Raw genomic sequence first — 14244 nt, forward strand, 5'->3', positions numbered from 1 at the left:
CGTAAATTATTGTGTGGTTACTTTAATTTTATCAAAAGGTGTCCTTTTTGTGTGCAAAAAAAGTGGTATTCACCGGTTTTGGTGAACACCACTTTTTATTTTACTGGGGTTTTGTCCCAGCCTCTTTTTTACTTAATAATTTGTAATTCTTTAGGAAACTTCGTTAAGGTCTCTGCACCATTTTCTGTCATGAATATCATATCCTCTATTCGGACGCCAGCTGTATTTGGCACATAGATCCCTGGCTCTATGGTAAAGCACATTCCTTTTTGTAATGGTAAGGTATTTTTACCGTGTATGGAAGGATATTCATGTGTTTCAATTCCTAATCCATGTCCAATACGGTGGTTGAAATACTTTCCATAACCATTTCCTTCGATGTGGTCACGAGCTATTGTATCAATGGTTCCTACAATGGTTCCGGTCGTCGACGCATTAATTGCTTTTAATTGAGCCTCTAGAACAGTTTGATATATCTTGTTTTGTTCATCGGTAATGGATTTATACGCAACAGTACGTGTTATGTCAGAGCAGTACCCCTCATAAATGACACCAAGGTCAAATAGAACCATGTCACCCTCTTTTAACTTAGCTGCTCCAGGTGTTCCATGAGGGGAAGCGGTTTTGTTTCCGAATAATGCCATTGTAGAAAATGACATACCCTGAACACCTTTCTTCTTAAGCTCATATTCAATAGTGGCAATTACTTCAAACTCCGTAATTCCTTCTCTTAACGCTTGAATACCGGTTTGGACGCCAAAATCTGCTAATTCAGCTGCCTTTTTAAGTAATTCGTATTCCTTCTCGTTTTTAATAACTCGTAAAGATGCCAATACTTCCTGTGCATTTCTAACAGCTGTGTCTGGTAGAATACTTTTTATTTGATGATATCGATTTAATGTCAGCACATCTTCTTCCACACCTAATGATGTAGGTATTTTTCCTTGTTCATTTAGAAATGCTAGAAATAATTGCCATGGATCCTCATGATCGTGATAGGCAATAATGTGATGCTCCCAGCCTGCTGATTTTGCATCTTCTCGCTCCATTGCAGGTAGGATAAGTACAGGATCACTTTCCTGATGAAGATAAACAGCTACTACTCGCTCGTGCGGGTCTGTATAATAATTACTCATATAATACACATTCGCAGGTGAACTAATTAGGATGCTATCCAAGTTATTAGTTGTTAATTCGTTTAATAATGTTTCCATTCTTGTCATTTTCTCACCTCATTTTACTTCATATTATAGACTGTTTAAGAGGATGTGTACAACGAAGTTAATTGTGCCATTTGAGGTAAAGATAAGCTTTCCTTAAATCTGAAACTATTTTCGTATTAATTCGTACTAAAGGTATACCGTAATTTAAAGTCAAAATAATTTGGAGGGTGCATATGTTTAATTTTTTTAAAAGAATGAAGACAATTGTTGGTTCCGAATTAAATGCGATGCTGGATAAAGCTGAGGACCCGGTTAAAATGTTAGATCAGTTTATGCGAGAAATGGGAGAAGAGATTCAAGAAGTTGAAGGAGCAGTTGCAAAGCAGATTGCGAATGAAAAGATTTTAAAACGAAAATTTGATGATGCCCAGGCATTGGTTAACAAGAGACAATCACAAGCTGAAAAAGCTATAGTCGCTGGAGAAGATGAACTTGCTAAACGTGCTTTAGAGGAAAAAAAGGATTATGAAAAACAAGTTTTACTTTTGCAAGAATCATATGAACAAGCTAAAAATGACACAACTGTATTAAAAAATAAACTTGATGAAATGAAAAAAGAATACCAGGAAATGAATTTAAAGAAGGATACATTAAAAGCTCGTGCAGAGTCTGCAAAGACAAGAACAAAAATAAATCGCAATATGTCCTCTATTGGTGGCGATGCGTCTAGACGTGGTTTCAATCGAATGGAAGAGAAGGTTCTTCGTTTTGAAGCAGAGGCAGAGACAAGCGAGGATCTGTCCAGTCAAAGTCGAACATTAGATGATGAGTTTAAGAAGTTTGATTCAAGTATTGATGAAGAGCTGTCTGAGCTAAAGAGGGCTATGGGGAAAGAATAGAATCGAAGGATGCATCTTAAAAACGGCACTTCAATTGTTAGAAAATGATAATTGAAGTGCCGTTTTTTATGGTTTAAGAAGGATTTTTTGTGAAATAGATAGAATGAATACAATAATAAAGATTTAGAAAGGATGGTACAATGAAAATTTCTTATCATGGACATTCGGTAGTGAAGGTGGAAACAGGTAGCTCTACAATTTTAATTGATCCTTTTATCACTGGAAACAGTTTGTGTGATTTGCAGGCTGATACGGTTAAAGCGGATTATATTTTATTAACGCATGGACATAATGATCATGTTGGAGATACAGTTGAAATTGCAAAGAGAAATGATGCAATGGTTATTGCGCCAAATGAACTAGCTGATTATTTAGCACTTCAGAGTGTAAAAACACATGGCATGCATATCGGAGGATCACGTGCTTTTGATTTTGGTAAGGTGAAGTTTACACAAGCATTCCACGGATCTTCATTCACGGAAGAGGATGGAACAATTATATATACGGGAATGCCAGCTGGAATATTGCTCACGGTTGAGGATAAAACGTTGTATCATTTAGGGGATACTGCTCTATTCACTGATTTGAAGATGTATGGTGAGATGCATGATATTGATATGGCCTTTGTACCGATTGGAGATAATTTTACGATGGGGCCAGAGGATGCACTTATTGCAACAGATTGGATTAAGTCAAAAGTAGTTGTGCCAATTCACTATAATACATTCCCAGTCATTAAACAGGATCCAGTTGCTTTTGTTGAAAAAGTTAAAACAGGGAAGGCAAAAGTAGTGAATCCAGGTGAACAGATAGAATTTAATTAAAAACTTAAGCTATATTGCTTAAGTTTTTTAGTGATAGAATAGTAGTACATTAGTAGGATATTCTTTTTGATAAAAGTGGTGTAAATGATGAGTGAACGAAGTCAATCTGCTGAAAATGGCTTTACTTTAGTGGAATTATTAGCTGTATTAGCAATAGCGTCATTGGTAATTGGACTGGGATATAATGTCCTTCTTTCAGTAATTCAATATAATGATACGACTCAATCGAATATCCGCCTAAGACAAGAAGCAAACAGCATTGTAAGTGTATTAAAAGCACAGCATCTTGAAGAGGTAAATGAGTATCGTGTCTGTTATGATGAGTTATTATCAGAGGGAAACATCGTCATGGACCTAGGTCTAAACACGAATATGTTAAATCAAGATAATGAATGTGTAGAAGATATCAATCCAACTGCGGATCTGTCTGTAGTGCTAACAATATTTGATAGAGAAAATAATTCCTTTACAGTTGAAACAACCATAAAAGGTAGAGCTACGCAATCCATTGTGCTGGAAAGAAAAGATGAAAACCAGGATTTCTATGATTATTTACGAGATAACAATGTATTTATATATGGTTCCCAATTTGTGTTTGAAGGGAATCAGGTAAATGGTCCAAATGCTTCTATTATTATTCAAGGAGACTTAGATACTAGTCAAGTTAATGGAGGTGCCCTGAATAATACTTCCAATTTATATGTAAATGGAGACGTATTCTTTGATAGAGGTAGTGCTGGATTCGGCTCTCAGAACACACCAGGACAAATTGTAGTAAATGGCGATTTAACATTGTGGAGTGGTCGACGAAAAATTTATGGTGATGTTTACGTTAATGGCAATTTTAGATTAAAGGATGCGGAGATACACGGCAATGTTTACGTTAATGGTAGTGTTGAATTAGGATGGACACCAACATTAGTAGGTGATTCTGCCATTTATTATACTGGTAATTTAGTACATCCTTCAAGCTATAGTCAACAGATTCTGTCTAAGGTAATTAAACAGCAGAATGTTGCAATGGAGAGCGTACCAGATTTTGAATTACCAGCATTGAGAGAAGATAATTGGTACACAGAACATGGTTTTACCAAGACGATAAAAGGGAACGAGAATGTTAAGCTTTTTGGTGTAAATATACAAATAGATAGTCACTATAACGCAAACGTAGGGAAATATATCGATAGTTTCACGAATTTTACTATCGTGAGTAAAGGTGACATTACAATTGGTGGAAATAGCTGGATTAAAAAATTTTCTGGTATACTTATCGCCCCTAATGGACGTGTTACCTTTAATGGTGCATCATTTGAAGGAATGGTAATCTCAAGGGACGGTTTTTATGTCGTAAGTGGTGGTACTATTATAGAATTTCGTCAGATTGGTGAATATATCAAGAATGAAGTAGACTTTCCTCTACAACCTTAATATGACATTTTTCTGTTAATAGAATAATGATTACTTGTAAATGGTAAAAGAAGAATAGGATTATCGGTTCGATCCCTTTTCTTTTACCTTTTTTGAGTATTTTCCTCCTTTCAACATGCTATAATTAGGATAAAAGTCTTATGCTTGGAGTGAAATCTACTATGAAACGTGTGAAGCGTAATGGATTCACCCTGATTGAATTACTTGCAACAATCGCCATCTTAACAATGGTTATTACGGTATTTATTCCAATATTTTCACAAATTGTTAATTGGACGAATCAAGCAGATGATGAATTGGTTGCTAGTAATTTACTGGGTCAAGTGGCCTATGATATAAAAAATGACTCAACATTTTTTACAGAACTAACCAGTACTACCTGTGGTAATGGACAACCAGATTCCATTGAATACGATACATATTTTGTGAATGATATGGCATATAAAGTTAACTTGCAAATTTGTAAAGAAGAACAAGTTAACCTTTATCGAACTAATATTCAAATCTATACAGATAAAATGGTGAGTGAATCATTTACTTATGTTCCGATAGGGGGACAATCATGATGAATTCAAATAAAGAATCAGGTGCCACTTTGGTCATGACGCTTTTAATGATTACTTTAGTATTGCTGTTTATTTTGACGCTTTTTTATCAAATTCTGAATACGACAAAACAAATCACCTTGACTGAGAAGAAACTAATAGCGGAGCAAATTGCAGCAATGGGAATCGATTATTATCATGCTTATGTGGAAGAAACAATGCCGGAAGCATTTTCAGACTCTAATGAAGTGGTATTACCTGACATTCCTTTACAGGAAAAAATTCTATTGGATAATAGTGGTGATTTTAGTTTTTGGATCAAACAGCACTCTTTACATCATGTATCAGAGTCGGAAATGGAAATTGATTTTACGAGTGTTGGAGAAGCATTAGGAGAAGTAACGGAGGTTGATTCTTCCATTACCATTACGATAGAAAGTGGTGATTAATATGGCTACTAGAAAACGCTTAGGTGATCTACTTCAGGAAGCGGGTCTAGTTACTGGTAAGCAAATAAATGAAGCACTGGAAAACAAGAAGCCTTCCCAAAAGCTTGGAGATGCATTATTAGAACGTGGATACATAACGGAAAGACAGTTAATTGAGGTGTTGGAATTCCAATTGGGTATTCCACAAGTTTCTTTATATCAATATCCGGTTGATGAACAAGTGCTTGGGCTTGTATCGAAAGAAGTAGCACAGCGAAATTTTATTATGCCATTAAAAATACAAGGTCGTTCACTTCTGCTCGCAATGAAAGACCCAATGGATTATTACATAATTGATGACTTAGAGCTTTCAACTGGACTAAGTATTTCTCCAGTCATTGCTACGAAAGATGATATCCTATTCGCAATTAATAAGTATTATTTTAAAGAGGACAATAGAATCAATATAGACCTTATAGAGGGTGAGGATGAAGCACCAGTAATTAGGTTATTAGATCAATTATTAAGTGGTGCTATTCGGTTAAGGGCAAGTGACATTCATATTGACCCACAAGAGGATAATGTCTATGTTCGCTATCGTATAGATGGTAGGTTACAAACAGAGAAATTGGTGCCGAAGGAATTACTAAATGCACTGGTTGCCAGAATAAAGATACTTGCTGATTTAAATATTACACAAACTAGATTACCTCAGGATGGTCGGATTAAAATGAACGTGGATCAAATACCGGTGGACTTACGTATTTCGTGTCTTCCAACTGTCTTCGGAGAAAAAGTAGTCATACGTGTTTTGGATTTAAATAATGCCTTAATGCAGCTAAGTGAATTAAACCTTACGAAAGAAAACCATCAAAAGTATAGACAATTAATTACACAGCCGACAGGTCTTGTGCTCTTAACTGGACCTACTGGTTCCGGAAAAACATCTACACTATATGCTTCCATCAATCACTTGAATAAAGAGCATGTGAATATTGTAACGGTTGAGGACCCGGTGGAGCTACCGCTTAAGGGAATTAATCAAGTGCAGGTTAATAGTTCCATTGGATTAACATTCGCAAATGGCTTACGTTCCATATTAAGGCAGGATCCAAATATTATTATGGTAGGAGAAATCCGGGATCAGGAAACAGCAGAAATTGCAATTCGGTCATCATTAACCGGCCATTTGGTTTTTAGTACGCTGCATACAAACAGTGCCATTGATACCGTTCCACGGCTTATTGACATGGGAGTGGAGCCGTATCTAGTAGTATCGGCATTAAATGGGGTGGTTGCTCAACGATTAGTACGCAGAATATGTCGTGATTGTCAAACAGAAAGAGAAGCAACGGAGATGGAAAAAGATATCTTTCATAAATACGGTTTTGAAGTTGACCATGTATACTATGGAAAAGGATGTAGTAGCTGTCATCAACAAGGATACAGAGGAAGAGTTGCCGTACATGAGGTGCTTGTTCTGGATGAAACATTAAAGACAATGCTGTTAAATCGTGCAACTATGAAAGCAGTCAAACAATATGCTAGCGAACACGGGATGAAGTTTCTAATTCAAGATGGTTTAGAAAAGGTAAATGCTGGTATCACTACAATGGAAGAAATAATGCAAATTTCTATAAGTATTTGAAAGGGGGAATTACCATGAAAGAAAAATTTGATAAATGGCTTCAGGAAGCATATCAAATGAATGCATCGGATGTACACCTTACGATCGGTAAAGCCCCTATTTACCGTGTGAATGGTAACTTAATGGAACAAGATAAAGAGAAAATTTTGCCATCCTTTACAAAAATAATTGTGCAGGAAATATTACCTGAGGATCTATGGAATGAGCTAGAAAGAAAGCGTGAACTAGATTTTTCTTATGGAATAAGCGGGGTATCACGTTTCCGAATTAATACCTTTTATCAGCGAGGAGAGCTATCACTGGCAATACGGCTTATTCCGACAGAAATTCCTTCGATTGAGCAATTGCGCTTACCACAAATAACCAAGAAAATTGTTCAAAATCCTCAGGGGTTAGTTCTCGTTACAGGACCGACTGGTAGTGGGAAAAGTACGACATTAGCATCCATGGTTGACTTCATGAATCAAAGTGTGGCCAAGCATATTATTACCTTGGAGGATCCAATTGAATATATGCATAAGCACCACAAATCGGTTATTGATCAACGAGAAGTTGGATTTGATACGAATAGCTTCGCAGGTGGTCTAAGAGCAAGCCTAAGGCAAGACCCGGATGTTATTATGGTAGGAGAAATGCGGGATTTGGAAACTATTTCAACTGCCATTACAGCTGCAGAAACAGGACATTTAGTTCTAGGTACATTGCATACAACAGATGCAGTTTCAACCATTGAGCGGATTATTGATGTTTTTCCTTCTGAGCAGCAGGACCAAGTACGGATTCAGCTTTCTACTATTTTAAAAGCTGTAATTTCACAGCGATTATTATTATCGAAAGACCTATTGGGTAGAAGGGTTGCAACAGAAGTACTGATTAATACACCAGCGGTTAAGAATTTAATTCGTAATGAAAAATTACATCAGATTCAGAGCGTTCTTCAAACATCACGAGAAATCGGAATGCATACGTTAGAGATGGATTTAAGAAGGCTCATTCAAGAGAATGAAATTGCGATGGAAACCGCAGCTCCTTTTATGCAGGAAAGGGGATATTAAGCCTTGAATTTTCAGTATCAAGCAAAAAAAATGACCGGCGAGAGAGTAAAAGGAACGCTGGAGGCAGATAATAAGGAAGAAGCATTAAAGGAACTAGAAAAGAAAAAGCTTATTGTAGTGGACTTACGTGAAGCAACCATTTGGAACAGGGATATTATCTTATCGAACAGAGTAAAGAATAAAGAATTTATTCTTTTCCTCAGACAGTATTCAACCTTAATTCACGCGGGAATACCAATTTCCGATGCAACCAAGACCATGGCTAAACAAACGGAAAGCACGGTATTAAAGAACGCGCTACTAGCTATTGATAAGCATTTAGATAGAGGAGACCCCTTATCTAAAGCTGTGGCTAAGCATCCGAAAATATTCCCAACTCTTCTTGTAAACATGATTCATGCAGGGGAAGCAAGTGGGAAGCTTGATGAAATACTAAATGATATGGCGGATTATTATGAGAAAGATTACCGAAATAAGCAACGAATTGTTTCGGCACTCCTCTATCCGGGTATAGTGGGAATAATTACCGTGTTCCTTAGTATTTTCTTACTAGTATTTGTTGTTCCTCAGTTTGTTTCCATGTTTGATTCCTTTGGAGAAGAAATTCCCCCATTTACACAAGCTATACTAGCTATTAGTGAGTGGCTAGGAACTTATTGGTGGGTTCTGTTTCTTATGGTTATCGGCATCATTTTGTTATATCAATACCTTTTGAAGAACGAGTCTTTTGCTTACAGGGTGGATGCTGTTAAAATGAAAATACCAGTTTTAGGTCTACTTGTTCATAAGGGTACACTCGTGCGACTGACTTCCACATTAAGTACATTAGTAAATAGTGCTGTTCCTATCTTACAATCGGTTGAAATTACAGAAAATGTTGTAGATAACCGAGTGATGAAAGGTGTTATGAAAGAAGCGAGAAAATCATTGGAACAAGGAGAATCGATTACAGTTCCTTTAAAAGAACATTGGGCATTTCCTCCACTCATCATTCAAATGATGCAAATTGGAGAAAAAACAGGTACATTAGATCAAATGTTATTAAAAGCTGCTGAGTTCTATGAAGAGGAAGTAGAGCAATTATCTAATCGGATTAAAGTATTAATAGAACCACTGATGATAATTATTTTAACATTTATAGTAGGAAGTATTATTGCAGCAGTTGTGATTCCAATGTTTTCATTATTTGAAAATATTCAATAAAAAGGTAGATAATGGTCGAAGTTTGAATTATACTAATATTAGGACTTAAGTAGGATACGAAGATGAATTATCTGTATATGGGCACTTGGATAGTTCGGAGTAAGTAGTGCAACCGACCAACTATGTTTATACAGCATAAATAATAGTAAAAGGTGGGAAATTACATGTTTAAGCGAATCTTTAAAAATGAAAAAGGGTTTACACTAATTGAATTACTTGCCGTCATTGTAATTTTGGGTATTATATTAGCAATCGCGGTTCCTGCTATTGGAAACATTATCAATAACTCAGAAGAGGATGCTCACGAAGCGAATGTTGAGCTAATTGAAAATGCAGCAAGATTAGCTTTTGTATCAGGACTTGATCTAGGCGAAGATGGAACGTATACCATAAATGAACTAGTTACGGAAGGGTTCTTAACAGAAATTCCTGATCCGGCTGGAGATCATACTTATGATGGAGCAGATACCGTAAGTGTAGATGCAAATGGTCTTGCAGAATATGAATAATTAAATAAAAAGCCTTGCACATCCAATGCAAGGCTTTTTTCATAAAGATTATTTCAGGAGAATTGTGTATGAATACAGTATATTTTATCCTATTTTTTGGATTAGGCCTTCTTTTTGGCTCTTTCTTTAACGTTGTAGGGCTACGGCTCCCACAGCAAAAATCATTTACCAATGATCGCTCTATCTGCCCGAATTGCAGCCATATATTAAATTGGTATGAACTCATTCCTATATTTTCATACATATTTCAACGTGGAAGATGTCGCCATTGCAAAGCAAAAATCTCTTTTATTTATCCCGTAATGGAATTAGTGACAGGGTTTTTATTTGCGCATAGCTATGCACAATTAGGGCTTAGTGTGGAACTAATACTCGCATTATTCCTCATGTCGATGCTTGTGATAGTATTTGTATCTGATATGAAGTACATGCTTATTCCTAATAAGGTTCTGCTATTTTTCTTGCCGATATTTATTGTGCTTAGAGTTTTAGAACCACTTGAGCCATGGTGGTCTTCTATTATAGGTGCTACTTTAGGGTTTGCCATTATTGCGGTTATTATTATTGTGAGTAACGGTGGCATGGGTGCAGGAGATATGAAACTATTTGGTGTGCTTGGCATCGTTCTAGGGATTAAAAAAGTGCTACTTACCTTTTTCCTGTCATGTGTAATTGGTGCTGTTATTGGGTTGTTAATGCTATGGATTAATCGAATTCATCGGAAGCAACCAATACCATTTGGCCCCTATATCGTTGTGGCGGCAATCGTTACCTATTTTTATGGTGATATACTTATAAATTGGTATGTATCAACTATTATTTAAGAAGGTGATAGCATGGGAGTAATGAATAAGGACAGAGTAAATATTGTTATCACAAATCATGTTTTGCGTTACTCTTATCATAAAAATGCATCTCTTGATCGTGTGATTGACCAAGGTGAAATACCGCTTCCCCATGAAACAATCAAAGATGGGAACATTGTAGATAAGACGACATTACGAAATATTCTTATAGATTTTGTGCAACAGAAGAAATGGAAGCGTAAAAATATTTGTTTTTGTTTACCAGATGATTCTGTTGTGATTCGACAGTTGCAAATACCTGCAGGGCTTACAAAATCAGAGGCTTTAGGTTATGTACAGACACAGCTCGGGCATAGCTTCTATTTGCCATTTGCCAACCCTGCCCTTGAAATTGAGTTCCTGGACATAAATAATCATGAAAGAAGTATTCTGCTCTATGCCTACCCAAAAGATAAAATTGATGCTTTTGCGGGCTTATTCCGAGAATCTGGCTTGAGGCCGATTGTGGCTGACCTAACATCACTCTCTGTTTATCGCTATTTTTATAAACAGAGTGAGCTAAATAAAGACCACATATTACATGTGCATTGGAATTGGGATGCTCTTGTATTAACAGCATTTCATCATCATAAAGCCGTGTTTACCCGTTACATTAAAGTGGAGATGATGGAACATCGTAATGATCTAAGTGAAGAAACTATTGAACAAACGATAAATGAGTACAGTGTAGAAATAAACCGTATTATTGATTTTTATAAATATTCCATATCGAAGGGGCAAGCTGATATCAATTTAATATTATTGACAGGTGATTTTCCATACCTTCAACAAGTGAAAAACACCTTAAGGCAATCACTTTCAACCGAAATCCATCCATTTACAGATGAAGTGGACGATTTAAAATATATTGATGTACTAGGGCTAGCTTTAAAAGAAGGAATTTGAAGAGAGGGAGCAATGGATGAACGTAGAGATTAATTTTCTAGAAAAAAAAGAAAAGAAAAATATTGCTCCTTACTTATTAGGCTTCATGGCATTACTTCTAATTATTTCTGTAATAAGTGCTATCTTATGGCAAAGTATTCAGTTAAAGCAGTCCATCTCAAGTAAAACAGATTATGCTGAACAATTAGAGGACCACATCTCTTCGAATCAAGATGGTATGAATGGATCAAAGAATCTCATGCAGCTTCAAGAAACGATGGATACTTTAAAAATGGAGTCTTTACCGACTGTTGCAATTTATGAGGATACGCTAAGATTGTTGATTGACCCAAATCACCTTGTTAGTTATCAGAATGTACAGGTAGATCAATTTGTATTGGAAGCACGCTTTTCTGATTTAACAGCTGTAGCAAATTTTGTAGCCCTTATACTAAATCGATCTTATGTTCAAGATGTTCAACTGACTAGTGTAAGTAGTGCAGCAACTGGATATGAAGCAACCATAACCGTTTATTATAGTGAGGATGCTGTCAAAAAGGAGCTTGGCGAAGATGAGTAGAAGCTGGTCAAAAAAACATTTCCTAATCGCAATAGGTATATTAATCCTTTCGATATTACTGTATTTTGGACTATATATTTCGATTGTAAAGCCTTTACAAACAAAAGAAAATCTGTTAATTCAAAAGGTCTCAACACACGAAGCTATTTACGAACGAATATCAAAGGAAAAAGAAAGTACACAAGGTCAAAGGGAACCTTTCGAGATAATTGAGATGATTCCAAATGAAAAATCACCTGATCTCGTAATAGAACGTTTATATCAACTAGGGAACCAAGCCAATGTAAGAATATCGTATATTGGGGCTTTGGAACAATCTGAACCAAGTGATACGATTGGAAAGGCACCATATTCACTTGAGTTGGAGTCAGAAAATCTTTACGATATGAATATCTTTTTAAATACCCTTTTGGAAAGTAAAAGGCTTATGACAGTCGATTCACTCGACATTAGTCAATCGGAAGAAAGCATATTTGCTTCTGTTACCTTCACGACCTTCTATCAAATCAACGAATAAGACAGCAAATGCTGTCTTTTTTTTGTTTGTTTTAAAAAGACATGCTTGTTCTGTTTGAAATAGCCATCTCATAAACTATTACAAAGCAATAAAGGAGGGGTTATGTTGAGACATTATGCGATACTTCGTTTATTATTAGGTGCTTTCTTTTTATATTTTGCTTGGCCATTAATCCCAGCAGCTGAATCACAGCTAGAAATGGTATTTTGGGGTGCTTGGTTATTGTTCTTTGTATTTGTTATGGGAGCGAATTTTGCTACGCTACTACATCTTTCAGAGCCACCAGTTATGGAACAGGAATATGATAAAATAAGACAAACAGATTCTTAAACATTGAGCCTATTAAGTTTCATCTGTATAATATAGTTACATATTGTGACTAGTACAGTTGAAAGTCGGTGAACCGAATGGCTACAAAGCATGAGCAAATCATTCAACATATCATATCATTAAATGTTGGAAGTAAAATTTCTGTCAGACAAATTGCCAAGAACTTGAATGTGAGTGAAGGAACAGCTTATCGAGCGATTAAAGAAGCTGAAAACATTGGGTTAGTAAGTACTATTGAACGAGTTGGAACAATTCGAATTGAACGAAAGAAAAAAGAAAACTTTGATCGGCTTACATTTGCAGAGGTCATTAATATTGTCGATGGACAAGTTCTTGGAGGTCGTGAAGGGCTGCACAAAACCTTAAATAAATTTGTTATTGGTGCCATGCAGTTAGATGCGATGATGCGATATACCGAGGCAGGCTCTTTACTCATCGTTGGAAATCGTGTCAAAGCACATGAGCTAGCTCTTAATGAAGGAGCTGCAGTATTAATTACAGGAGGATTTGATACAGAGGACTATATCAAACGCTTAGCTGATGAAAAGCAGCTTCCTATTATTTCTACAAGCTATGATTCATTTACTGTAGCGGCTATGATTAATCGCGCAATTTATGATCAGCTTATCAAAAAAGAGATAGTATTAGTAGGGGATATTTGTACAACCTCAGAGCAGGCACAATACTTAAAACTTGGCGATACTATTCGGGATTGGTATGAAGTAAATGAAGCCTCTGCCCATTCGAGGTTTCCGGTCTTAGATGAAAAAAATAGAGTTGTCGGTATTGTGACATCAAAAGATATTATTGGAAAAGAACGAGAGACATCTATTGAGAAGGTTATGACGAGAAATCCTATCGTGGTCCAATCCAAAACCTCCCTTGCATATGTAGCACACATGATGGTTTGGGAGGGGATTGAGGTTGTACCGGTTGTCAATGAGTCTGCTTCCTTAATTGGGATTGTTTCTAGACAAGATGTTCTAAAGGCACTGCAACAAATTCAACGTCAACCACAAATTGGTGAAACAATTGATGACATTGTGAAAAACAATGTCGTATCACTTGAAGAGGATAAAACCATTTTCCAGGCAAAGGTTATTCCTCAAATGACCAATCAGTTAGGTACATTATCTCATGGCGTGTTTACATCACTTGTAACGGAAGCAAGTAGTAGATTGCTACTCCAACTTAAAAAGGGCGATTTGGTAGTAGAAAATTTAACCGTTTATTTTCTAAAACCAGTGCCTATTGACTCTAATTTGTTAATTAAGCCACTATTGCTTGAGGCAGGAAGAATTTATGCGAAAATTGACGTGGAAGTATATAACGAAAAGAAGCTAGTTGGAAAAGCGCTCTTAATGGCACAAATTATGGATCGCTAA

16 protein-coding genes and 1 riboswitch are annotated in these 14244 nt (G+C 36.2%); of the genes, 15 read left to right on the forward strand and 1 reads right to left on the reverse strand.

Translation table 11 applies throughout. The annotated features are described in order from the left end of the window. Positions 1–128 precede the first annotated feature (128 nt). Positions 129–1223: a M24 family metallopeptidase gene (locus tag ABC228_RS00005; protein WP_345823035.1), complete on the reverse strand. Its 1095-nt coding sequence runs from the start codon at positions 1221–1223 to the stop codon at positions 129–131. Positions 1224–1396: 173 nt separating this feature from the next. Here ABC228_RS00005 and ABC228_RS00010 point away from each other — a divergent pair, with 173 nt between their 5' ends. The 15 genes from ABC228_RS00010 to ABC228_RS00080 all read left to right on the forward strand — a co-directional run bounded on the left by ABC228_RS00010 (position 1397) and on the right by ABC228_RS00080 (position 14244). Beyond that, the gene (locus tag ABC228_RS00010; protein WP_345823036.1) at positions 1397–2062 is read left to right on the forward strand and encodes a PspA/IM30 family protein; all 666 of its coding nucleotides are present in this window, start codon (positions 1397–1399) and stop codon (positions 2060–2062) included. A 140-nt stretch (positions 2063–2202) separates the two neighbouring features. Continuing rightward, entirely contained in the window at positions 2203–2886 is a 684-nt protein-coding gene (locus ABC228_RS00015; RefSeq protein WP_345823037.1) for a metal-dependent hydrolase, read from the forward strand. A gap of 84 nt (positions 2887–2970) precedes the next feature. After that, positions 2971–4314, forward strand: coding sequence for a PulJ/GspJ family protein (locus ABC228_RS00020; protein WP_345823038.1), 1344 nt, complete (start codon positions 2971–2973; stop codon positions 4312–4314). A gap of 161 nt (positions 4315–4475) precedes the next feature. After that, positions 4476–4880, forward strand: a complete 405-nt coding sequence (locus tag ABC228_RS00025; RefSeq protein ID WP_345823039.1) for a pilus assembly FimT family protein — start codon at positions 4476–4478, stop codon at positions 4878–4880. Continuing rightward, positions 4877–5308 (forward strand): hypothetical protein, encoded by a 432-nt coding sequence (locus tag ABC228_RS00030; RefSeq protein WP_345823040.1) that lies wholly within the window; start codon positions 4877–4879, stop codon positions 5306–5308. The genes ABC228_RS00025 and ABC228_RS00030 overlap by 4 nt, the downstream gene beginning before the upstream one ends. Before the next feature lies 1 nt (position 5309). Next, entirely contained in the window at positions 5310–6935 is a 1626-nt protein-coding gene (locus tag ABC228_RS00035; RefSeq protein ID WP_345823041.1) for a GspE/PulE family protein, read from the forward strand. Between the two features lie 14 nt (positions 6936–6949). Next, the gene (locus ABC228_RS00040; protein ID WP_345823042.1) at positions 6950–7990 is read left to right on the forward strand and encodes a type IV pilus twitching motility protein PilT; all 1041 of its coding nucleotides are present in this window, start codon (positions 6950–6952) and stop codon (positions 7988–7990) included. Between the two features lie 3 nt (positions 7991–7993). Beyond that, entirely contained in the window at positions 7994–9193 is a 1200-nt protein-coding gene (locus tag ABC228_RS00045) for a type II secretion system F family protein (protein WP_345823043.1), read from the forward strand. Between the two features lie 43 nt (positions 9194–9236). Next, positions 9237–9320, forward strand: a riboswitch (cyclic di-GMP riboswitch). Between the two features lie 37 nt (positions 9321–9357). After that, positions 9358–9702 carry a competence type IV pilus major pilin ComGC gene (locus tag ABC228_RS00050; RefSeq protein ID WP_345823044.1) on the forward strand — a complete coding sequence of 115 codons (345 nt, stop codon included), beginning with the start codon at positions 9358–9360 and terminating at the stop codon, positions 9700–9702. A 68-nt stretch (positions 9703–9770) separates the two neighbouring features. Then, entirely contained in the window at positions 9771–10526 is a 756-nt protein-coding gene (locus ABC228_RS00055; RefSeq protein WP_345823045.1) for a prepilin peptidase, read from the forward strand. 12 nt (positions 10527–10538) lie between these two features. Continuing rightward, entirely contained in the window at positions 10539–11453 is a 915-nt protein-coding gene (pilM, locus tag ABC228_RS00060; protein ID WP_345823046.1) for a type IV pilus biogenesis protein PilM, read from the forward strand. Between the two features lie 16 nt (positions 11454–11469). After that, entirely contained in the window at positions 11470–12012 is a 543-nt protein-coding gene (locus ABC228_RS00065; protein ID WP_345823047.1) for a hypothetical protein, read from the forward strand. Further along, positions 12005–12529, forward strand: coding sequence for a hypothetical protein (locus ABC228_RS00070; RefSeq protein ID WP_345823048.1), 525 nt, complete (start codon positions 12005–12007; stop codon positions 12527–12529). Before ABC228_RS00065 ends, ABC228_RS00070 begins: the two co-directional genes overlap by 8 nt. A gap of 102 nt (positions 12530–12631) precedes the next feature. Beyond that, positions 12632–12859: a hypothetical protein gene (locus tag ABC228_RS00075; protein WP_345823049.1), complete on the forward strand. Its 228-nt coding sequence runs from the start codon at positions 12632–12634 to the stop codon at positions 12857–12859. 77 nt (positions 12860–12936) lie between these two features. Further along, the gene (locus ABC228_RS00080) at positions 12937–14244 is read left to right on the forward strand and encodes a DRTGG domain-containing protein (protein WP_345823050.1); all 1308 of its coding nucleotides are present in this window, start codon (positions 12937–12939) and stop codon (positions 14242–14244) included.

This window comes from Ornithinibacillus xuwenensis (assembly GCF_039614845.1).
GTDB classification, from domain to species: domain Bacteria; phylum Bacillota; class Bacilli; order Bacillales; family Amphibacillaceae; genus Ornithinibacillus; species Ornithinibacillus xuwenensis.